Genomic DNA, 20,735 nt, shown 5'->3' on the forward strand with positions numbered 1-20,735 from the left:
ACGCGGCTGTCCGTGCGGGTGCGGACGCCGCACTCGGCGCGGCGGGGCGCCGGTGCTCAGACCCGGACGGCGACGGTGGCGGCGGGCTCGGCGAAGCAGCGGCGGTAGGCCAGCGGCGTGGTGCCGAGCCGGCGGCCGAAGTGGTGCCGCAGGGTGGCCGCGTTGCCGAAGCCGCAGCGGGCGGCGATGGCGTCCACCGGCTCGGTGGTCGACTCGAGCAGCCGCTGGGCGAGCAGCAGCCGCTGGCCGATCAGCCAGCGGTGCGGCGTGGTGCCGGTCTCCTGGTGGAAGCGCCGGGCGAAGGTGCGCGGCGACATGTGGACCCGGGCGGCCAGCTGCTCGACGGTCGACTCCTCGTCGAGGTGGTGGCGCATCCAGTCGAGCAGCGGGGCCAGCGACTCGCCGTCGCCCTCCGGCAGCGGCCGGTGCACGAACTGGGCCTGTCCGCCCTCCCGGTGCGGCGCCACCACCATCCGGCGGGCGATCCCCCGGGCCACCTCGGCGCCCTGCACCTTGCGCACCAGGTGCAGACAGGCGTCGATGCCGGCCGCCGTGCCGGCGGAGGTGATCACCGGGTCGTCGTCCACGTAGAGGACGTCCGGCTCGACGGTGGTCCCCGGATGGCGGGCACCCAGTTCGGCGGTGTACCGCCAGTGCGTGGTGGCCCGGCGGCCGTCCAGCAGGCCGGCCGCGCCGAGCACGAAGGCGCCGCTGCAGATGGACAGCACCCGGGCGCCGCGCTCGACGGTCGCCCGCAGCGCGTCCAGCAGCGGGGCCGGGTACTCGGCGCGCATCGAGCTGGCGGTGACCACCACCAGGTCGGCGGCAGCGAGCCGTTCGGGCCCGTGCGGGACGTCGACGGCGAAGCCGGCGTGGGTGCGGTGGAGGCCCGACCGGGCACCGGCGAGCGCGAAGTCGTAGGCGGGCAGCCCGTCCTCGCTCCGGTCGAGTCCGAACACCTCGCAGGCGACCCCGAGTTCGAAGGGGTGGACGTCCTCCATGACCACGGCCACGACGTTCTTCAGCATGCCGCCAGGGTAGCCCGAGTGCTGGCAGTTTTTCGATGCAATCGGGCGTTCCTGCCACTCGCCGCCGCGCGGCGTTGCGGCGAAGGTGGAGCCATGGATTCCGACACGCTCGCCAGCACACTCGCCCTGCTCGGGGCCGTCGGCGGGTTCGGCCTGCTCGGCGGACTGATCGGGCGCGAGGTGGCGCGGCAGAAGGCCACCGGACGCGACAACTGGCACCGTCCGGGTGGCTACCCCCGCGATCCCGCCCTGCCCGACCGGCTCTACGGCACCCTGCCCGCCGCCTCGCTCCGTCCGGCCGCCGACCCCGCCACCGCCGCCCCCGTCGCCGCCACCACTGCCACCGCCCCCGTCGCCGTCGCCGTCGCCGTCACCGTCGCCGAAACGGAGGACCGCCCCCCGCTCAGCGCCGTCCGGCGGGATTCCGGCACACTGGCCGGATGGACATCGCCATCCGCCCGGCCCGCGCCGAGGAGTACGAGGAAGCCGGCCGCATTACCGTCGAGGCCTTCGTCGGCGACGGCTTCACCTCGCCCGACAGCGTCTACGTGGACCGGCTGCGCGACGCGGCCACCCGGGCCGCCGAGGCCGAGCTCCTCGTCGCGGTGGACGCGGCCGACGGGACGGTCCTCGGCTGTGTCACCTTCGCGGTCGGCGGAACCGAGTGGGCGGACATCGCCACCCCCGAGGAGGGCGAGATCCGGATGCTCGCCACCGCCGCGGCCGCCCGCGGGCGCGGCGCCGGCGAGGCACTGGTGCGCGCCGCGCTCGCCCGCAGCCGCGAGCTCGGCCTGGCCGGCATGGCGTTCTCCACCCAGCCGGCGATGACCACCGCGCACCGGATCTACGAGCGGGTCGGCTTCCGCCGCGCCCCGGAGCGGGACTGGTCGCCGGTCCCGGGCATCGACCTGATGGTCTACAGCATGGCCTTCTGAGCGCCCGTCAGGTCTCTCGCCCACCGCCTCCCGGGCCCAAGAATGCGATCCTCCATCGGATATGACGATCGCATTTAGCCGACTGCTAGGATCCGCCGCATGACGACGGGGAGCACGCCGGCTGGCTGGTACGACGATCCTTCCGGCCAGCCCAACACGGAGCGCTGGTGGGACGGAGCCGCGTGGAGCGGCCGCACCCGGCCGACCACCGCCGACGCCGCCACCGTGACGGCCGGGACCCCCGCCGGCGCCCCCGGCCAGGGCGCCCCGGGCGCCTTCGGCCCCGCCCCCTCGGTCTCCGCGACGCCCACCGTGACCGCGCCCGCGGCGTCCGCCGCCCCGGCCGCGCCGAAGCCGTTCACCCCGACCTCCGTGGTCTTCGAGACCGTCGAGCCCAACAGCACCCGCCGCCGGGTGCTGATCGGCGTCGGCGCCGTGGTGCTGTCCGTGGTCATGGCCGGCGGCGGCTACGTCGTCGGCAACCGCACCGCGGACAAGACCGCGGTCTCCCCCTCGGCCGGCGGCACCGCGAGCCCCACCGCCGCGGCCGCCGACCCGAAGAGCCCCAACGGCTTCATGGGCACCGCCCTGACCGGTGGTCAGCAGCTCCCCGGCGGGAAGCAGGTGACCGGCCAGGAGTCGAAGATGAACTTCATGCTGCCGGCCGACTGGCAGGTCCAGAGCGACGCCAAGAACCCCGCCGACGTGCGCTACGCGGTCTCCCCGTACGCCTGCGTCGGCCACGGCAGCGGCGCCTGCACCCGCGGCCTGGTCGTGCAGAACCTCCGGGTGTTCAACGGCGGTTGGTCCGACCCGAAGTCCATGGTCCTCGGCATGGGCCAGCTGCTGTACAACGCCCGCTTCGGCTCCGACGCGCCCACGCCGCCCGAGCCGGTCAAGCAGTCCACCGTCAAGATCCAGGGCATGGACGGCTATCTGGCGCTCTGGCACGTGCCGATGTCCAGCGGTTCCTCGACCCCCGACTCCTACTGCGGCGTCCTGGAGGTGACCCCGGCCGCCGGGGCCACCACCGTGCCGGTGCTGCAGATCTGCCTGGACCAGTCCCCCGAGGCCCCGGCGCTCGCGCTGATGGACCAGATCGCCAACTCGGTGAAGATCACCCCCTGATCCGGGAACAACCGGACGAACAGCGTCCGGCGGTCGCCCCCGCCCCCCGATGATCCGTCAACGGGGGGTGCCCTTATGCTCACTAGCGGCCACCAGGTCCGCCGCCCACACGGCGGGCCCCACGCGACGCGCGGGCCACGACGAGCACGACAACAGCCGCCCCTGGGCAACCGGGCGGCCCACAACGGGGGACGGGCTGGTGGACTCCACCGAGGAACGGACGACGCACGCCGCCGGCCGACGCGGACGAGGACGCCACAGCCGGCTCCTCCCCGAGGCCCCGCACGAGCGGCGCGCCACCCGCAGCCAGTCCCGCAACGCCTCGGCCCGGCGGGCCTACCTGGCCTGCGCCGACACCACCGGCCCGCTGGAGGACGGCGAGGGCGTCGAGACCGTCCGCTACCGCAGCGCCTCCTCACTCGGCGTCAAGATCGTGCTGACGCTGCTGGTCTCCCTCAACGCGGCGGCCGGCCTGGTGTTCGTCGGCTGGCTGCTGCTGCCCTCGCACATACCCGGGCCGGGCGTCGGCTGGTCCCCCGACTGGCGGATCAACGTCGCCCGGATCTGCTTCTGCGCCGTGGTGGCCGTCGAGGTGGTGCGGCTGGTCCAGAACCTCGCGGTCTGGGTGTTCGCCTTCCGCGCCAAGGACCCGGTTCCGGTCACCGCGCGATCCGGCCTCAAGGTCGCGGTGCTCACCACGATCGTGCCGTCCAAGGAGCCGATCGCGATCGTCGAGCAGACCCTCGCCGCGATGCTGGAGATCGAGTACGACGGCGAGGTCGACGTCTGGATCCTCGACGAGGGCGACGACGACCGGGTCAAGGCCATGGCCGCCCGGCTGGGCGTGCACCACTTCAGCCGCAAGGGCCGCCCCGAGTACAACCGGGCCGAGGGCGAGTTCCGGGCGAGGACCAAGTCCGGCAACCACAACTCCTGGCGGGCCGAACACGAGCACAAGTACGACGTGGTGGCCCAGATGGACCCGGACCACGTCCCGCTGCCGTGCTTCCTGGAGCGCACCCTCGGCTACTTCCGCGACCCCGACACCGCCTTCGTCGTCGCCCCGCAGGTGTACGGCAACATGTACGACAACTGGGTCGCGCACGGCGCCTCCGTGCAGCAGTACCTCTTCTCCGGCCTGGTCGAACGCGGCGGCAACGGCATGGACGCCCCGCTGCTGATCGGCACCAACCACCTCTACCGGCCCGCCGCCTGGCAGCAGATCGGCGGCTACCAGGACTCGATCATCGAGGACCACCTCACCAGCATGCGGGTGCAGGCCACCGAGAACCCGGCCACCGGCCGCCGCTGGAAGGGCGTCTACACCCCGGACGTGCTCGCCGTCGGCGAGGGCCCGACCTCCTGGACCGACTACTTCAACCAGCAGAAGCGCTGGGCGTTCGGGATCTGGGAGATCCTGCTCAGGACCCGGCTGCGCAAGGGCATCAAGCTGCGGCTGCGCCAGCGGGTGCTGTACGGGCTGGTGCAGTTCTACTACCCGAGCGTCGCCGCGACCACCGTGCTGGGCGGCCTCGCCACCGCCGTCTACCTGGCCTGCGGAATCACCTCGATCAAGCTCGACACCGTGCTCTGGACCTCGCTGTGGGGCGCCAGCATGGGCAGCTGGTTCCTGCTCTGGCTGTGGCTGCGGCGCTTCAACCTGGCCGCCCACGAACGGCGCGAGATCGGCATGGCCGGCATGGGCCTGGCCCTGTTCGCCGGGCCGGTGTACGTCGCCGCCGCCGTCGCCGCGCTGCTGCGCCGCCCGCTCGCCTACGCGGTGACCGCCAAGGGCGACCTGCGCAGCGCCGAGCGGCTGTCGACCTTCCGGCTGCACCTGCTCTGGGCCGCCGTCGCCGCCGCGCTGCTCGGTGCGAGCTTCACCCTGCACCACGACATCTGGCTGCTCCGGTTCTGGGCCGGGCTCAGCATGTTCACCGGCATCGCGCCGCCGGTCATCTCCTTCGTCAGCGCGCGCCGGATCGCCCGGGCCGAGCGGCGGGCCGAGCGGCGGACCCCTGCCCGGCTGCCCGCCCCGCGCCGCCCGGACACCGCCGCGGCCACCGCCGGGACGCACGGCGCGGACACGGCGGCGGACGGCACCGGGGCCGACCCCGGGGCCGACCCCGGGCCGGAGCTGGCGGACCTGCTGGAGCCGGCCCCGGCCGGCGGCGGCCGGAAGGGCGGCCGCTGATGCTGCGGATCACCGTGCCCCGGCTGGTCGGCCTGCTCGCGCTCGCGCTGATGGTCAGCTACACCTTCGTGCTGGCGCCGAAGTACAACGCCCGCAACGCGCCCGCCCCGTACGCCTTCGCCGGCGCCGCGCCGACCGCGATGCCGGACTGGCTGGTCGCCGCGCTGGCCGAGCCGGCCCCGACCGCCGCCCCTACGGCCACCTCGGCCGCCACCGATCCCTCCGGCACCCCGTCCGGCGCGCCCACCGCCGCCCCGGCCCCGGCCGAACCGGCGCCGGCCCCGTTCCCGTCGCCCGGCGGCGCCTTCATGGGCATCATGACCAAGGCCGGCCCCTACGACCTCGCCCCGGTCGAGGAGTTCGCCACCGCCGTCCAGCACCGCCCGACCGTGCTGGAGTTCTCCGTCGGGTGGTGGGACAAGCAGTTCGACCGCCGGATCTTCGACACCGTGGCCGAGCGCGGCATCATGCCGATGGTCGCCTGGGAGCCCTGGGACTTCCACAAGGAGTCCAAGGTCGACAAGCTCCGCGGCGAGCAGCCCGACTACGCGCTGAGCCGCATCATCGGCGGCGAGTTCGACGCCTACATCAAGCAGTGGGCGGAGGGCGTCAAGAACCTCGGCTACCCGATCGCGCTGCGCTTCGCCCACGAGATGAACGGCTACTGGTACCCGTGGGCCGAGCAGGCCAACGGCAACCGCCGCGGCCAGTACGTCCAGGCCTGGAAGCGCGTCCACGACCTCTTCCGGCAGGCCGGCGCCGACAAGGTGGTCTGGGTGTGGAGCCCGAACATCGACTACGAGAACGCCACCCCGCTGGACTCGCTCTACCCCGGTGACGACTACGTCGACTGGATCGGCCTGTCCGGCTACTACGGCACCGTCGGCCTGGAGAAGTACGCCTCGTTCGAGCAGATCTTCGAGCCGACGCTGCGCAAGCTCCGGGCCTTCAGCCAGAAGCCCGTGGTCATCACGGAGACCGCCGCCACCGACAGCTCCGGCCAGAAGGCCCGCTGGATCACCGAGATGTTCGCCCAGCTCCCCCAGCACCCGGACATCATCGGCCTGATCTGGTACGAGGCCGTCAAGGAGGTCGACTGGCGGGTCACCGCTTCCGACGCGGCCAGCGCGGCGTACGCCGCCGGGGTCTCCGCGCCCCGGTACGCCGGGCAGTGGACCGTCCGCTCGCAGCCGCTCAGGGCCTCGCCGCCGACGGCCCCGCCGTCCGCCCCGCCGTCGCCGTCCGCCTCGGCCGCGCCGTCGCCCTCGCCGAGCGCGAAGCCCGGCACCGGGTCCACCGGCACCGGCTCCAAGCCGTCCGGCTCGGCCGGCCCGGGGAGGAAGCCGACCGCCACCAAGCCCCGGACGACCCCGCCGGCCGGCGCCGGATAGCCTCGTCCGACCGCGGGCCCCGCCGGCCCGCGGAACGCCGCCGGAGACCCCGGACGGCCCGCACAGCGCACACCAGTACCCGTCGGGAGGCGACGACCATGGCCCGCCCGTTCCCGCCCGGCCCCGGGCGCCCCCGTCCGCGCGCCTGGTGGTGGCTCGCCCCCGCCGCCCTCCTGGTGCTCTGCCTCTGCGCCGTGCTGATCCCGCGCGAGGGCTCCCCCTCGACCGCGGCCGTCGCCCCGCCCCCGGCCCCGCCGCCACTGAGCTCGGCCGAGCCCGGCGAGCTGTGCTCCACCGCGCAGAACCGCTACCCCTCGCAGCCGGTGGACTCCGGGCGCTACATCATCAACCCCAACGAGTGGAACGCCACCGGCGGTCTGTGCATCCGCGGCGGCTCCGACAGCACCGCCTTCGCCGTCACCCGCAGCGCGATCGCCCGCGGCAACCTCACCGACCCGGCCCGCGGCCCCGGCGCCTACCCGCACATCAGCACCCCGGTCGGCGGCGACGGCGTCAGCCCGCTGCCCGTCGCCGTCGACAACCTGCGGTACGCCACCAGCAGCTGGCGCACCACCCAGGTCGACGGCGGCATCTGGAACGCCTCCTACGACCTCTGGTACAGCACCACCCGGGGCAGCTGCTCCTTCACCGAGAGCGCCGAGGTGATGATCTGGCTGCGCGGCAGCGGCACCTCGCCGTTCGGCAGGCAGTCCGGCGAGCTGCGCACCGGCGGCCAGTCCTACCGGGTGTACGAGGCGCCGAAGAAGAGCAGCCACACCCTGATCACCTACGAGTCGGCCTCCGCCACCAACGCCGTCACCGATCTCGACCTGCGCGCCTTCACCCGCGACGCGGTCCAGCGCGGCTACGTCCCGGCCGGCTCCTACCTGTGCGCCGTCCAGGCCGGCTTCGAGATCTGGGAGGGCGGCGCGGGCCTCAGCACCGACGCGTTCTCCTTCGACGTCGCCGCGGGCCGCCCCAGCGGCGCGATCACCTCCGCGGTGCCCGGCTCCTGCCTGGACAGCCGGGTGGCCGGCGATCCGGCCGCGGTCGGCGCCGCGACCTGCGACGGCTCCGCGGCCCAGACCTGGACCATGGGCGAGGACGGCTCCGTCGGCCAGGCCGCACGCTGTCTGGAGGACCCGGACATCGGCTTCCCGGTCCTGACCGGCTGCACCCGCCGGCCCGACCAGCGCTGGCGCACCACCGGCGCCGGGCAGCTGCGGAACGAGGGCACCGGACAGTGCGTGGAGAACCCGCCCGTCGGCCCCACCGGCACCGGCGCGGGCTCCCAGCAGGTGCGCATGCGGCTGTGCGCCGCGCGCCCCGCGCAGGAGTGGCACGCGCCCGTCTGACGGGCGCCCGAAACCCCGGCAGCTTATCGCACCCGACCCCCGACACGCAGCGGCGCGACACTACATGTGGTGCTTCGTCTGACGGACGGCACTAGATGTATGCTCACTCCTGCTGTCGACGCAGGGGAACCCGGTGCGATTCCGGGACTGCCCCGCAGCGGTGTGCGGCCGCCTCCCCAGGCGCGCCACGAGTCCGAGTACCTGCCGACGGCGGTGCCGACGCCTCCCCGCAGGGGCCATGGCACCAGCACCACCTTCCGGGCCTCGCGGGCGGGCCGGGGACGACACACGCGCGACGCCTACGGGTCCGCGCGGCGTTCTCCCCTGCCCCGAACGGCCCGGCCCGAGCCACCGCCGTCGACCGCCGCCAGGAGAGAGCGCCTTGACCACCGCTGCCTCAGCCACCCTGCCCGCCCAGGGTTCCAGCTCCGCCCCCGCCGACCCGACGGTCTCCGACCCCGGCGGTGCGCTCCTGCGCCTCCTGACCGACCGCAGCGCCGACCTCCCCCAGGTCGACCCCGGCCACGTCGCCGCCGCCGCGCTCCGCGGCCGCCACGCCGGCTCCGACTTCGCCGAGCTGCGCGGGCTGGCCGTCGACGCCGCCGCGTCGATGATCGCCGAGGACCCCCAGTACTCCAAGCTCGCGGCCCGCCTGCTGGCGCTGGAGATCGTGGACGAGGCGGCGGGCCAGGGCGTGGTCTCGTTCTCCACCTCGATCGCGGTCGGCCACGCCGAGGGCCTCATCGGCGACACCACCGCCGCCTTCGTCGCCAAGCACACCTCCGCCCTGGACGCCCTGATCGACCCCCGGGGCGACGACCGCTTCGAGTACTTCGGCCTGCGCACCGTGCAGTCCCGGTACCTGCTGCGCCACCCGATCACCCGCAAGGTCGTCGAGACCCCGCAGCACTTCCTGCTCCGCGTCGCCTGTGGCCTGGCGGTCGGCGACACCGAGCAGTCGGTCGCGGAGGTCGCCGAGCTGTACCGCCTGATGAGCCGGCTGGAGTACCTGACCTCCTCGCCGACCCTCTTCAACTCCGGCACCCGCCACCCCCAGATGTCCAGCTGCTACCTGCTGGACTCCCCGCTGGACAACCTGGACTCGATCTACTCGCGCTACGCGCAGATCGCCCGGCTGTCCAAGCACGCCGGCGGCATCGGCCTGTCCTACTCCCGGATCCGCTCGCGCGGCTCGCTGATCCGCGGCACCAACGGCAAGTCCAACGGCATCGTGCCGTTCCTGCGCACCCTCGACTCCTCCGTCGCCGCCGTCAACCAGGGCGGCCGCCGCAAGGGCGCGGCCTGCGTCTACCTGGAGACCTGGCACGCGGACATCGAGGAGTTCCTGGAGCTGCGCGACAACACCGGTGAGGAGGCCCGCCGCACCCACAACCTCAACCTGGCGCACTGGATCCCGGACGAGTTCATGCGCCGGGTCAACGCCAACGCGGACTGGTCGCTGTTCTCCCCCGCCGACGTCCCCGAGCTGGTCGATCTGTGGGGCGCGGAGTTCGACGAGGCCTACCTCAAGGCCGAGCTGGCCGGCAAGGCCGTGCGCACCATCCCCGCGCAGACCCTGTACGCCCGGATGATGCGCACCCTGGCGCAGACCGGCAACGGCTGGATGACCTTCAAGGACGCCTCCAACCGCGCCGCCAACCAGACCGCGCTGCCGGGCCGCACGGTGCACAGCTCCAACCTCTGCACCGAGATCCTGGAGGTCACGGACGACTCCGAGACCGCCGTCTGCAACCTCGGCTCGGTCAACCTCGGCGCCCACGTCGCCGACGGCGCGTCGGCCGACGACCTGCTGAACGCGCTGGACTGGGAACGCCTGGACGCCACCGTCCGCACCGCCGTCACCTTCCTCGACCGCGTGGTGGACATCAACTTCTACCCGACCCCCGAGGCCGGCGCCTCCAACTCGCGCTGGCGCCCGGTGGGCCTCGGCGTGATGGGGCTGCAGGACGTCTTCTTCAAGCTGCGGATCGACTTCGACTCCGCCGAGGCCGCGCGGCTGTCCACCCTCATCGCCGAGCGCATCATGCTCACCGCGTACGAGCGCTCCGCCGACCTGGCCGAGCAGCTGGGCCGCCACGAGGCCTACGGCGAGACCCGCGCCGCCCGCGGCGAGCTGCACATCGACCACTTCCCGAGCGCCGCGCCCGAGTGGGCCGACCGCTGGGCGGCGCTGCGCACCCGGATCGCCACCACCGGCCTGCGCAACTCGCTGCTGCTCGCGATCGCGCCGACCGCGACCATCGCGTCCATCGCCGGCGTGTACGAGTGCATCGAGCCGCAGGTGTCCAACCTGTTCAAGCGCGAGACCCTCTCCGGCGAGTTCCTCCAGGTCAACCCGTACCTGGTGCGCGACCTCAAGGAGCTGGGCGTCTGGGACCAGCAGACCCGCGACGCGCTGCGCGACGCCAACGGCTCGGTGCAGGAGCTCGGCTGGCTGCCCGAGGAGATCCGCTCGCTGTACCGCACCGCCTGGGAGCTGCCGCAGCGCGCGCTGATCGACCTGGCCGCGGCCCGCATGCCGTACATCGACCAGAGCCAGTCGCTGAACCTGTTCATGGCCGCGCCGACCATCGGCAAGCTCAGCTCGATGTACGCGTACGCGTGGAAGGTCGGTCTGAAGACCACCTACTACCTGCGCTCGCGCCCGGCCACCCGGATCGCCCAGGCCGCCTCGGGCACCGCCCGCGCCGCCGCGCCGGTGCCCGTGAACACGCCGACCCTCACCCCCGAGGAAGAGGCCGCGCTGGCCTGCTCCCTGGAGAACCCCGAGTCCTGCGAGGCCTGCCAGTAATGTCCGACGACGACCGCAAGATGCTGCTCGACCCCGGCTTCGAGCTGACGCTGCGCCCGATGCGCTACCCGTCGTTCTACGACCGGTACCGCGACGCGATCAAGAACACCTGGACCGTCGAGGAGGTGGACCTGCACTCCGACGTCGCCGACCTGGCGAAGCTCAGCGAGGGCGAGCGCCACCTCATCGGCCGACTGGTCGCCTTCTTCGCCACCGGGGACTCGATCGTCTCCAACAACGTGGTGCTGAGCCTGTACAAGCACATCAACTCCCCGGAGGCGCGGCTCTACCTGAGCCGGCAGCTGTTCGAGGAGGCCGTACACGTCCAGTTCTACCTGACGCTGCTGGACACCTACCTGCCCGACCCGGAGGACCGCAACGCGGCCTTCGCCGCGGTGGAGAACATCCCCTCCATCCGCCAGAAGGCCCAGTTCTGCTTCAAGTACATGAACGCGGTCGACCACATCGACTCGCTGCAGACCAAGGAAGACCGGCGGGCATTCCTGCTGAACCTGATCTGCTTCGCGGCGTGCGTCGAGGGCCTGTTCTTCTACGGCGCGTTCGCGTACGTGTACTGGTTCCGGAGCCGGGGCCTGCTGCACGGCCTGGCGACCGGCACCAACTGGGTGTTCCGCGACGAGTCCATGCACATGGACTTCGCGATGTCGGTGGTCGACACCGTCCGCGAGGAGGAGCCCGACCTCTTCGACGAGGAGATGGCCAAGCAGGTCACGGAGATGCTGGAGGAGGCCGTCGAGGCCGAGCTCCAGTTCGCCCAGGACCTGTGCGGTGACGGCCTCCCCGGCATGAACACCGAGTCGATGCGGGAGTATCTCCAGGCTGTGGCCGACCAGCGCCTGGCCCGTCTGGGCCTGCCGATCCGGTACGGCTCGACGAACCCGTTCGGCTTCATGGAGCTCCAGAACGTCCAGGAGCTGACCAACTTCTTCGAGCGCCGGGTGTCGGCCTACCAGGTCGCCGTCGAGGGCTCGGTCTCCTTCGACGACGAGTTCTAGAGATAGAAGACGACAAAGAGGTGCCCCGCGCGGCCACAGCCGTGCGGGGCACCTCTGTTTCTTCAGCCGGTCGGAAACTCCCCACCCTTGACCCCGGCCACGAAGGACGCCCAGGCATCAGCCTGGAAGACCAGCGCAGGCCCGCCCGGATCCTTCGAGTCCCGCACCGGCACGACCTCCGCCGTGTCGAGCGCCACCTCGACGCACTCACTCTGTGCACCTGAATACGAAGACTTGCGCCACTCACCTGGCGAGAACTCGCTCACGATCTAGACCTCCTCACTCGCGATGCGCTCGATGAGCGCGATCGATTCCTTGCGGGGCAATGACTCCGCCAGAGCACGGCGGAACAGGTTCGCGTACTTGAAGACTTCGCCCGGTTCCTCGATGTACAGAGTGCTGAGAAGGCTGTCGACGTACACCACGTCCGTCTCGGCCACCTCCGGAAAGCTGAGGATGGTGACCGGTCCGAAGAGTGCAGCGTGGATCTCCGACGCCTCCGGCAGAATCTGGACGTTGATGTTGGGGCTCTCAGCAGACTCCGCGAGAGATCGAAGCTGCTCGCGCATGACCGATCGACCGCCGACCTGGTGCCTGAGCGCTGATTCCGAGAGCACGGCCCAGACCCTCATCGGCGCCTCTCTCGCCAGGACCGAGCGACGCTCCTGACGGACCTTCGTCAGGATCTCGATCTGATCCGGCGCCGCGTCCTCTATCTGCGCCCTCACAACGGCCCTGGTGTAGTCCTCGGTCTGCAAGATCCCAGGCACCAGAAGGGTTTGGATGCTGTACATGTCCGACGCATCGGACTCCAGCGCGATGTAATCGGCGTACAGAGGCGACAAGGTCTCCGAGTACCGGTCCCACCATCCACGAAGGCGGCCTTCACGCGACAGGGTCTCCATCCGCCCCCTGGACTCCGGGTCCGTCACTCCATAGAGGTCGAGCAGCAGCCGAAGATCCACCAATCGAATCCCCGACTGTGCAGCCTCAATGCGACTGATCTTGCTCTCTGCGCACGCCAGATGCCGAGCCGACTGGGCCAGCGTCAGATTGGCATCTACCCGTAGTTCCTTGAGCATTCGGGCAAGCCTCCGCTGCCGAACCGTCGGGTTCCTGTTCACGGGCATCGTCGCGGCCTCCCACTTCTGTGAGCTGCCAGTCTGCCTCCCCGCTGCAGCGACAACAATCTTTGACCGCTTTCAAAGTAGGGACTTGCACTTTGGAAGCCCCCAAGAGCATGCTACTCAACGTAGTCCGCCAGTCGACACGTTGTGATGGCGGCGGGCGATTCACCGGGCATCCCCATGCCTGCTTCAGCTGCCGTCACCCAGACCGACCAGAGGTGGCTCCGCCATGCCTGAAACCGTCTCCCCCACCCCCGCCGAGCGGACCTGCTGGCTGCCCCGGCACCGCAAGTCGCCCCGCCTCGCCCGTCAGGAGCTCCGCTCCTTCCTCCTCCCCCTCCCCTCCGGCGAACTCCTCCTCCCCAGCGGCGAACTGCTGGTCAGCGAGCTCGTCACCAACGCCGTCCAGCACGCCCGCACCCCCCGGGACCGGCTGATCTACGTCCGCTTCCACCTCTCCTCCGGCCTCACCCTCCGGATCGAAGTGCACGACGCGGACAACGAGAAGCCCGCCCTCCGCGCCGCCTCCGACTCCGACGAGGCCGGCCGAGGCCTGCTCCTCGTCCGCGAGTTGGCGACCCAGTGGGGCTGCTGCCCGCGCATCGGCGGCGTCGGCAAGTTCGTCTGGTGCCACCTCTCCCCCGACCCGGCCGCCGCGTGAGCGTCGTCCGGGCCGGGATCTCGGGCATCGTGCTGCCCACCGTCTTCCCGAGCCTCGACCACGCGCTGCCCGTCCTCTGGGAGCGCGTCCGCCCGCTACCGATCCGCGCGGCCCACCGCGACTTCATCCGCATCTGCATCGGCCCGGGCGGCGGCGACGGCATCGCCCGCTGCCTCGCCCGGGGCGGCCTCTGGAGCGTCACCCTCTACGTCGGCGAACTCACCAGCTGGACCGCCCACCCGATCACCATCACCACCCACCACCCGTGAACTCCCCCGCACGGCCACGGCCGTGCGGGGGCGCCACGAAGAGGTACAGCCGCCCGGAACCCCGCCCATCGAATCCGCCTTCCGCCGCACCCGGCGATCACACCGGGTGCGGCGGATTGGCGAGGTCCACTGGCGGACACCCCCCGGTCCGGCGAGGCCACTTGAAAGCCCGGGGTGTACGCCAGGAACAGGAAGGGCGATCGTCACGTAGGCGTGACGTCACGCTCTGAAGTGGCCACTGGTGGAAGTTGCTGGAGGTTTACTGCTCGAAGCCTCCACATGACTAACGTTCCAGTCCCCGCCGGACCACCCCTGCTGAACCTGACAGGCCGAACCGAACCCGGGGAGGGCGCAGGCCGAGCCTGCGCCCTCCCCGGCTCACTGCCCGACCGGATCCCGGAAGACCGATGATCGAAGCGATTCTCTCCTCAGCTCCAGCTCTCTACCCCGTCTTCGCCGTGCTCGGCCTGGGCCTCGGGACCATGGCTCTGTGGCAAGCCCGGTCCAGGCAGTGGCCGATGGTCGCCACGGTTCTCTGGGGACTGTCGCTGGCAGGAGAGGTCGCGGCAACACTGACCCCGACCACCACCGGGTCGTCCGGGAAACCGACGTGCTCGATCGGCACCGGAGTCTGGGAGACGGCCACCACTCCGCAGGGACTGATGAACATCGCCCTGTACGTGCCGCTCGCCCTCTTCGCCACACTGGTCCTACGTCGGCCACTGACCGTCCTCGCGGCGTGCGTGGTGCTATCCGCCGTGACCGAGGTCTGCCAGACCCTGCTGGGAACCGGCCGCTCCTGCGACGCCGCGGATCTCGTCGACAACGCATTCGGTGCGCTCATCGGCACGGTTGCCGCGGGCGTCTGGTTGTGGCTCCGCCGCCACAGGCCTCTGATCGGACGTCGGGACGGCCTCCACGGCCTCGCCACAGCCGGCACCGGCCTCGCGGCCGTGACGGCCGTCATCTGGCTGTACGTACCGCTCCATCACGATGCGGCGGGCTTCAACGCGCACTCCGCGGCCGACGAGACCGAGATACCCCAGCACATCGCCGCCCAGCTCTTCGGCCCCGGCACCCTGCTGCAGACCACCCGCCTGACCACCATCCCCGAAAGGCCCACCGAGCCGATCCTCGACGCCACCACCGACCGCGGCCAATTCCGGATCGAGTGGCCCACCGGACGCCTTCTCAACAGCGCCTCGGCCAACAGTCAGATCGACCCGGGGCCGCTCACCCGGGACCAGGTCCTCAAGGTCGGCACCGACTTCGCGGCGACCTGGTTCTCCGACCTCACGCGGGCCGTGACTCCGACTCTGACCTCCACCGACACGGCGGGTGGCGCCTACATGATCACCTACCGCCGGTACAACGCCGACAACGTCCTGATGCCCATGCGCCTGGACATCACGGTCTCCACCTCCGGCCGGGTCATGGCGTCATCCGCACGCTGGGACGCCGACCCCCAGTTGCCTCAACCCACCGTCACCGCCGACACCGCCAAGCAGCGGGCCGTCGCTTCCGTGCCGGGATCCCGCGCGGACACCACCTTCCTCCTGGCGAAGCAGATCGACGGACAGTGGCGGCCCTGCTGGGTGGTCAACCTCATCAAGCCCGGCGAGGCTCAAAGCTCGGGCAGGGTCGAGTTCATCGACGCCGTTACCGGGCAGTCCGTGGCACACCAGGGGTGAGTGCGCCATCGACAGGCTGCTGATGGTGAGCGGCCCCACCCCCTCCCCGCCCGGCGGTCGCACCGGGCGGGGTGGGGGTGGGCGTCCGGGTGAACTCGGGGGCGGACCTGGCGGAATGTGTCCATGTGCGATCGGTTCCCGACTACGGTCCGGCCACGACCGATCGAAAGGGGATGCACCATGGCCACCGGGGTCCTGGACTACGAGAGCGACGCCATCGTCCAGCTGATGAGCATCACGGAGGACGACTGGACCGAGCAGGAGCTCAAGGACGCCCTCCAGCGGGCCATCATGCTGGAGCTCTCCACCATCCCGCCCTACGCCACCGCGCTCTGGTCGATCCTGGACCGGGACGACGACGAGCCGGTGTTCCACGGCATCAAGGAGATCGTCTTCGACGAGATGTCCCACTTCGGCCTGGTCTGCAACATGCTCACCGCCATCGGCGGCACCGTCCACCTCACCGACCCGGCCACCGTCCCCAAGTACCCCGGCGAGCTGCCCGGCGGCGTCAATCCCGGGCTGGAGGTGTTCCTCAGCGGGTTGAGCCGTGAGTCGGCCGACCTGTTCGCCCGCATCGAGAAGCCCGAGCACCCGCTCGCGTTCGCCCGTGACGGCAACACCATCGGCGCCTTCTACCAGCGGATCGCCGACGTCTTCCCCAGGTTCGCCGGCCTCCTCCACGACCGCAACCAGGTCACCTTCCCGCTCGGGTCGACGCACGGCGCCGGCAACGACATCGTTCCGCTGACCACGCTCCCCGCGGTCCTGCACGCCATCGAGATCATCAAGGCCCAGGGCGAGGGCACGGCCGCCTCCCCCGAGAACCCCTTCCCCGGCGAGCCCGGCGAACTCGCCCACTACTACACCTTCAAGGAGATCGCCGAGGGACGCCGGCTCGTCTTCGACGAGGCGACGCAGAAGTTCGTGTGCAACGGCCCCGAGGTGCCGCTGCCCGCCAACTCCCCGGTCGGCCGGGTCCCCGGGGGCGGCTGGGCCAACGACCCCCGCAACGCTCCCGACCAGCCGACGGCCGTCCTCCTGCACGAGTTCAACCAGCACTACAGCGACATGCTGCGCGCGCTCGAACAGGCCTGGAGCGTCCCCTCCGGCCAGGGCGCCGGCCCGGTCGTCGCGGCGCGGACCCTGATGGGCAAGATGCGCACCTCCGCCCAGAAGATCAACGCCGTCAGGCTCCCCGCCGACCCCCGCTTCACCTACGGCCCGGAGTGGCTGTTCGTCGCGCCCTGACGCCGCGGGCCCGCCGCCGGCTCAGCCCTTGACCGAGCCGGCGGTGAGCCCCTGGGCGAGGTAGCGCTGGAGGAACTGGTAGACCACGATCACCGGCAGCGAGGTGACCAGCGCACCGGCCGCGAACAGGCCGTAGTTCTGGTCCTGCTGGCCGGAGATGATCCCGTAGAGGCCGACCGCCACCGTCTTGGACTCGTTGGAGGTCAGGAAGATGCCGGCCAGGATGACGTCGTTCAGGGCGGTGGTCAGCGAGAGGATCCCGATCACCACCAGCATCGGTGCGGCCAGCGGCAGGATCAGCCGGAAGAAGATCTGCGCGTGCCCGGCCCCGTCCACCCTGGCGGCCTCGTCGATCTCCTTCGGGATGGTGTCCAGGTACCCCTTCATCAGCCAGGTGTTCACCCCCATCGACCCGCCCAGGTACACCAGGAGCAGCCCCCAGGGCGTGTCCAGGCCGATCGCCGGCAGCACGTCGCCGACCTCGGCGAACAGCAGGTAGAGCGAGACGACCGCGAGGAACTGCGGGAACATCTGCGCCAGCAGGACGGTGAGCAGCCCCACCCGCCGGCCCCGGAAGCGGAACCGGGAGAACGCGTACGCGGAGCAGACCCCGAGCAGCACGTTGAGCACGGCGAAGCTGCCGCAGATCAGCGCCGTGTTGAGCAGCCAGCGGCCGAACGGGTACTGCTCGTCGGTGAACAGCGCCGTGAAGTTGGCGAAGGAGGCGTGCTCGGGCAGCAGCGTGGAGGACTGCAGGGTGCCGAGCGGGTTGAGCGCGGCGGAGAACACGAAGAGCAGCGGGAACAGCGCGAAGCAGACGGCGAGGACGGCGACCAGGTGCCGCCAGCCGAACCGGCGCAGCCATCGGGCGGTGGTGGTCATGCGTTCAGCTCCTCAAGGGCCCGGGTGCGGCGGAAGCCCACCAGGGTGATCAGGCCGACCAGCAGGAAGATGAAGATCGACAGGGCGGCGGCGAAGCCGTACTGGGCGCCCTGCCCGCCGAAGGCCACCCGGTAGGTGTAGCTGATCAGGATGTCGGTGGAGCCGGCCGCACCTCCGGCGCCGTCGAACGGGCCGCCGCCGGTGAGCAGTTGGACGGCGTTGAAGTTGTTGAAGTTGAAGGCGAAGGAGGAGATCAGCACGGGCGAGGCGGCCACCAGCAGCAGCGGGAAAGTGACCGCCCGGAAGGCGGTCCACGGCCCCGCGCCGTCGATCCGGGCGGCTTCGTTCAGCTCGGCGGGCATCGACTGGAGCACCCCGGTGCAGATCAGCAGCATGTTGGGGAAGCCGAGCCACAGACTGGTCAGGACGACTGCGAAGCGCGCGCTCCAGGTGTCGCCGAGCCAGTCGATCCGGGTGTGCAGCAGCTGGTTGAGCAGCCCGAAGTCCCGGTTGTACATGCTCTGCCAGATCAGGATGCCGATGAACGCGGGCATCGCGTACGGCAGCAGCAGGAGCGAGCGGTAGGCCCGCTGACCGCGCAGCCGCGGGTGGTGCAGGGTGAAGGCGAGGCCGAGGCCGAGCGCAAAGGAGGCGCCGGTGGAGAGCGCGGCGAAGCCGAAGGTCCAGGCGAGCACGCCGAGGAAGGGGCCGCGCACGGCCGGGCTGGTGAGCACGTCGGTGAAGTTGGCGAAGCCGACGGTGCGGTGCCAGCCGGTGGGCAGGGTCCGGCCGGAGCCGTCGTCGGCGGTGAACCGGCCGTCCCCGGCGCGGTAGACGGTGCCGGTGCGGGTGTCGGTGAGGGTGTCGGCCCGGCCGTCGTGGACCAGGGCGGGCCGGGCGGTGGTGGCCGAGGAGAGTCCCTGGCCGATCACGAAGCCGCCGTCCACCGGGACCCTCAGCTCCTTCAGCTCCTGGGCGCGGCCGTTGACCTGGCCCAGGGTGAGGATCCGCAGGCCCGGGGCGGCGGTCACCCGGCCGTCGGGCGCGGTCACCGTGCCGGCCGGGGCGGGGGCCAGGCCGCGCGCGGTGCCGGCCTCGGTGCGGCCGGTCGCCGGGTCGGTGAGCAGCAGGACGAGCGGGCCGCCGGCCTGTTCGGTGGCGACGGTGAGCGTGTACGAGGCGCCGTCGGGGACGGGCTCCACCGAGTTGTCGACCAGGGTGCGGACGGCCTGGTCCTTGGTGAGCAGGTGTCCGTCCCCGTAGTCGGTGAAGGAGACCGCGACGATGTGGAGCACGGGGTAGACCACGAAGGCCAGGAAGAGCACGGTGGCCGGCCACAGGTACTTGGCGGCGAGCCGGCGGGGCGAGAGGTAGATCCAGAAGGTGGCCGCGGTCCCGGCGGCGAGGACGCCGAGGCCGGCCCAGTGGCCGGCCCCGTAGAGCTCGGGCGCGGCGAACAGGGCGAGTGCGGCGACCCCGGACAGCAGGGCGAGCTTCACCAGTTGCGCGGTCAGGGCGCCGGCCCGGCGGGGCGGGCGGATCGGGGCGTCGGCGGGGCGGGCCGGACGCCTGCTGTCCTGAAGGGTGGGGGAGGTCATGGGGATGGTCCCTGGTCCGTCCGGGAGGGGCGCGGGGCGCCGGGGGGTGTCAGTGGCCGGCGCCGAGGGCGGCGCGGATGGCCTCGCCGGCCTGGCGCATGGTCTCGGCCGGGTCGGCGCCGGCCACGATGCTCGCCTCGGCCTGGCCGAGCGGGCCCCAGATCGCGTTCATCGCGGGGACGGTCGGCAGCGGCTGCCCGGCCTCGCCCGCGGCCGCGAAGGCGCCGATGTCCGGGTCGCCGGCACTGGCCTTGGCGAGCGCCGAGGTCAGCGCGGGCGGCTCCGGCGAGGCCTGGTAGAGCGCCAGCTGGCCCTCCTCCGAGCCGACCGCGCGCAGCAGGAACTCCTGGGCCAGCGGCCGGTTCTTCGCCTTGGCGGAGAGGTAGAACGCCTGCACGCCGATGAACGGGCGGGCCTGCCCCTTGCCGGCCCAGCCGGGCACCGCGGAGATCGCGTACGGCAGGCCGGCCTGCTTGACCTGCCCGAGCGCCCACGGCCCGGCCACCAGGTAGGGCGACTTGCGCCCGGTGAACAGCGAGATGGCGTTGGTGTCCACCGAGCGGTTGAACAGCCCGGTGCCCTTCTCCCCGTACTGCTTGAACAGCTCGCCGGCCGCGATCGAGCCGGGGCCGCCGACCCCGAGGTCCGCGGTGTCCCAGCCGCCGTCGGGCTTGGCGCCGAACAGGTAGCCGCCGGCCGAGGTGAACAGCGGCTGCAGGGCGTAGGCGTTGCCCTGCTGGCCGATCGGCAGCGCCAGCGGGACCTCGGCCTTCCCGGCCCGGACGGCCTCCTGGGCGGTACCGGCCAGGTCCTCGAAGGTGGCGGGCGCGGCCGGGGCCAGTTCGGTGTTGCGGAACAGCACCAGGGTCTCGGTCGCGTACGGCAGGCCGTACTGCTGCCCGCCCTGGGCGACGGCCGCCAGGGCGGCGGGCTGGAACAGCGCCTTCTGCTGCGCGGTCAGCGGGACGGGGGCGACCGTGCCGTTCTGCACCAGGTTGCCGAGCCAGTCGGAGGCGCCGACCACGAGGTCGGGGCCCTTGCCCGCGTTGGTGGCGGTGACGTACGACTGCTGGGTGTTGACGGACTGCGGGGTGATGGTGACCTTGACGCCCTGCTCCTTGCCGAAGCGCTCGGCGAGCGGCTGCAGGGCGGCGGCCTGCTGGGTCTGGGCCCAGATCACCAGGTCGCCCTCGGCGGCGCCGACCGGCGGGGCGGTCGCCGTGCCGTCCGCGGCGGCGGTGCCGCCGGCGGGCGCGGGACCGGCGGAGGGGGTGGTGCCGCCGCAGGCCGTGACCAGCAGGGCTAGCAGGCCGAGGGCGGCGGTTGCGCGGGGGCGGGGGATCCGGTGGCGCATGGTCCGAGACTCCTTCGTCCGGGAGGGGTGCGGGGGCGGGTCG

17 protein-coding genes and 1 riboswitch are annotated in these 20,735 nt (G+C 71.9%); of the genes, 11 read left to right on the top strand and 6 right to left on the bottom strand.

Annotated features, from left to right (window positions below):
• Positions 1–56 precede the first annotated feature (56 nt).
• Complete coding sequence (locus tag ACFVFS_RS21615; protein WP_380626216.1) at positions 57–1,028, bottom strand: helix-turn-helix domain-containing protein; 972 nt, start codon at positions 1,026–1,028, stop codon at positions 57–59.
• 440 nt (positions 1,029–1,468) lie between these two features.
• On the opposite strand from ACFVFS_RS21615, the gene ACFVFS_RS21620 reads away from it, so the two are divergent.
• The 7 genes from ACFVFS_RS21620 to ACFVFS_RS21650 all read left to right on the top strand — a co-directional run bounded on the left by ACFVFS_RS21620 (position 1,469) and on the right by ACFVFS_RS21650 (position 11,859).
• On the top strand, positions 1,469–1,963 hold the full coding sequence (locus ACFVFS_RS21620; RefSeq protein ID WP_380626217.1) for a GNAT family N-acetyltransferase: 495 nt from the start codon (positions 1,469–1,471) through the stop codon (positions 1,961–1,963).
• 99 nt (positions 1,964–2,062) lie between these two features.
• Positions 2,063–3,091, top strand: a complete 1,029-nt coding sequence (locus ACFVFS_RS21625) for a DUF2510 domain-containing protein (protein WP_380626218.1) — start codon at positions 2,063–2,065, stop codon at positions 3,089–3,091.
• Positions 3,092–3,290: 199 nt separating this feature from the next.
• Entirely contained in the window at positions 3,291–5,285 is a 1,995-nt protein-coding gene (locus ACFVFS_RS21630) for a glycosyltransferase family 2 protein (RefSeq protein WP_380626219.1), read from the top strand.
• The gene (locus ACFVFS_RS21635) at positions 5,285–6,676 is read left to right on the top strand and encodes a glycoside hydrolase family 26 protein (RefSeq protein WP_380626220.1); all 1,392 of its coding nucleotides are present in this window, start codon (positions 5,285–5,287) and stop codon (positions 6,674–6,676) included. The genes ACFVFS_RS21630 and ACFVFS_RS21635 overlap by 1 nt, the downstream gene beginning before the upstream one ends.
• Before the next feature lie 98 nt (positions 6,677–6,774).
• Positions 6,775–8,031, top strand: a complete 1,257-nt coding sequence (locus tag ACFVFS_RS21640) for a ricin-type beta-trefoil lectin domain protein (RefSeq protein ID WP_380626221.1) — start codon at positions 6,775–6,777, stop codon at positions 8,029–8,031.
• Between the two features lie 69 nt (positions 8,032–8,100).
• Positions 8,101–8,255: riboswitch (cobalamin riboswitch) on the top strand.
• Positions 8,256–8,437: 182 nt separating this feature from the next.
• On the top strand, positions 8,438–10,843 hold the full coding sequence (locus tag ACFVFS_RS21645; protein ID WP_380626242.1) for a ribonucleoside-diphosphate reductase subunit alpha: 2,406 nt from the start codon (positions 8,438–8,440) through the stop codon (positions 10,841–10,843).
• Positions 10,843–11,859 carry a ribonucleotide-diphosphate reductase subunit beta gene (locus ACFVFS_RS21650; RefSeq protein ID WP_380626222.1) on the top strand — a complete coding sequence of 339 codons (1,017 nt, stop codon included), beginning with the start codon at positions 10,843–10,845 and terminating at the stop codon, positions 11,857–11,859. The genes ACFVFS_RS21645 and ACFVFS_RS21650 overlap by 1 nt, the downstream gene beginning before the upstream one ends.
• Positions 11,860–11,921: 62 nt before the next feature.
• Here the strand turns inward: ACFVFS_RS21650 and ACFVFS_RS21655 are convergent, their stop codons facing one another.
• Complete coding sequence (locus tag ACFVFS_RS21655) at positions 11,922–12,125, bottom strand: DUF397 domain-containing protein (protein ID WP_380626223.1); 204 nt, start codon at positions 12,123–12,125, stop codon at positions 11,922–11,924.
• A 3-nt stretch (positions 12,126–12,128) separates the two neighbouring features.
• Positions 12,129–12,989, bottom strand: a complete 861-nt coding sequence (locus ACFVFS_RS21660; RefSeq protein ID WP_380626224.1) for a helix-turn-helix domain-containing protein — start codon at positions 12,987–12,989, stop codon at positions 12,129–12,131.
• A gap of 226 nt (positions 12,990–13,215) precedes the next feature.
• Here ACFVFS_RS21660 and ACFVFS_RS21665 point away from each other — a divergent pair, with 226 nt between their 5' ends.
• From ACFVFS_RS21665 to ACFVFS_RS21680, 4 genes are all read left to right on the top strand, one after another.
• Complete coding sequence (locus ACFVFS_RS21665) at positions 13,216–13,647, top strand: ATP-binding protein (RefSeq protein WP_376092009.1); 432 nt, start codon at positions 13,216–13,218, stop codon at positions 13,645–13,647.
• Positions 13,644–13,916 (top strand): hypothetical protein, encoded by a 273-nt coding sequence (locus tag ACFVFS_RS21670; protein ID WP_380626225.1) that lies wholly within the window; start codon positions 13,644–13,646, stop codon positions 13,914–13,916. Before ACFVFS_RS21665 ends, ACFVFS_RS21670 begins: the two co-directional genes overlap by 4 nt.
• A 407-nt stretch (positions 13,917–14,323) precedes the next feature.
• Complete coding sequence (locus ACFVFS_RS21675; protein WP_380626226.1) at positions 14,324–15,607, top strand: VanZ family protein; 1,284 nt, start codon at positions 14,324–14,326, stop codon at positions 15,605–15,607.
• Between the two features lie 180 nt (positions 15,608–15,787).
• Positions 15,788–16,858, top strand: a complete 1,071-nt coding sequence (locus ACFVFS_RS21680; protein WP_380626227.1) for a ferritin-like protein — start codon at positions 15,788–15,790, stop codon at positions 16,856–16,858.
• Positions 16,859–16,879: 21 nt separating this feature from the next.
• On the opposite strand, the gene ACFVFS_RS21685 is transcribed toward ACFVFS_RS21680, so the two are convergent.
• From ACFVFS_RS21685 to ACFVFS_RS21695, 3 genes are read right to left on the bottom strand one after another with little or no spacing between them, the layout of a single operon-like run.
• The gene (locus ACFVFS_RS21685; protein ID WP_380626228.1) at positions 16,880–17,740 is read right to left on the bottom strand and encodes a sugar ABC transporter permease; all 861 of its coding nucleotides are present in this window, start codon (positions 17,738–17,740) and stop codon (positions 16,880–16,882) included.
• Positions 17,737–19,338 carry an ABC transporter permease subunit gene (locus ACFVFS_RS21690; RefSeq protein ID WP_380626229.1) on the bottom strand — a complete coding sequence of 534 codons (1,602 nt, stop codon included), beginning with the start codon at positions 19,336–19,338 and terminating at the stop codon, positions 17,737–17,739. Before ACFVFS_RS21690 ends, ACFVFS_RS21685 begins: the two co-directional genes overlap by 4 nt.
• 49 nt (positions 19,339–19,387) lie before the next feature.
• A complete protein-coding gene (locus ACFVFS_RS21695; RefSeq protein WP_380626230.1) occupies positions 19,388–20,692 on the bottom strand; it encodes an extracellular solute-binding protein in 1,305 nt (434 codons plus the stop codon).
• Positions 20,693–20,735 lie beyond the last annotated feature (43 nt).

Source organism: Kitasatospora sp. NPDC057692, from assembly GCF_042799475.1.
Classification (GTDB): domain Bacteria; phylum Actinomycetota; class Actinomycetes; order Streptomycetales; family Streptomycetaceae; genus Kitasatospora.

Excerpts from the sequence above, each read along its gene's own strand:
- ACFVFS_RS21690 (WP_380626229.1), bottom strand. The coding sequence starts at position 19,338 with ATGACCTCCCCCACCCTTCAGGACAGCAGGCGTCCGGCCCGCCCCGCC.
- ACFVFS_RS21640 (WP_380626221.1), top strand. The coding sequence starts at position 6,775 with ATGGCCCGCCCGTTCCCGCCCGGCCCCGGGCGCCCCCGTCCGCGCGCC.
- ACFVFS_RS21660 (WP_380626224.1), bottom strand. The coding sequence starts at position 12,989 with ATGCCCGTGAACAGGAACCCGACGGTTCGGCAGCGGAGGCTTGCCCGA.
- ACFVFS_RS21695 (WP_380626230.1), bottom strand. The coding sequence starts at position 20,692 with ATGCGCCACCGGATCCCCCGCCCCCGCGCAACCGCCGCCCTCGGCCTG.
- ACFVFS_RS21675 (WP_380626226.1), top strand. The coding sequence starts at position 14,324 with ATGATCGAAGCGATTCTCTCCTCAGCTCCAGCTCTCTACCCCGTCTTC.
- ACFVFS_RS21665 (WP_376092009.1), top strand. The coding sequence starts at position 13,216 with ATGCCTGAAACCGTCTCCCCCACCCCCGCCGAGCGGACCTGCTGGCTG.
- ACFVFS_RS21615 (WP_380626216.1), bottom strand. The coding sequence starts at position 1,028 with ATGCTGAAGAACGTCGTGGCCGTGGTCATGGAGGACGTCCACCCCTTC.
- ACFVFS_RS21635 (WP_380626220.1), top strand. The coding sequence starts at position 5,285 with ATGCTGCGGATCACCGTGCCCCGGCTGGTCGGCCTGCTCGCGCTCGCG.
- ACFVFS_RS21650 (WP_380626222.1), top strand. The coding sequence starts at position 10,843 with ATGTCCGACGACGACCGCAAGATGCTGCTCGACCCCGGCTTCGAGCTG.
- ACFVFS_RS21680 (WP_380626227.1), top strand. The coding sequence starts at position 15,788 with ATGGCCACCGGGGTCCTGGACTACGAGAGCGACGCCATCGTCCAGCTG.
- ACFVFS_RS21620 (WP_380626217.1), top strand. The coding sequence starts at position 1,469 with ATGGACATCGCCATCCGCCCGGCCCGCGCCGAGGAGTACGAGGAAGCC.
- ACFVFS_RS21625 (WP_380626218.1), top strand. The coding sequence starts at position 2,063 with ATGACGACGGGGAGCACGCCGGCTGGCTGGTACGACGATCCTTCCGGC.
- ACFVFS_RS21685 (WP_380626228.1), bottom strand. The coding sequence starts at position 17,740 with ATGACCACCACCGCCCGATGGCTGCGCCGGTTCGGCTGGCGGCACCTG.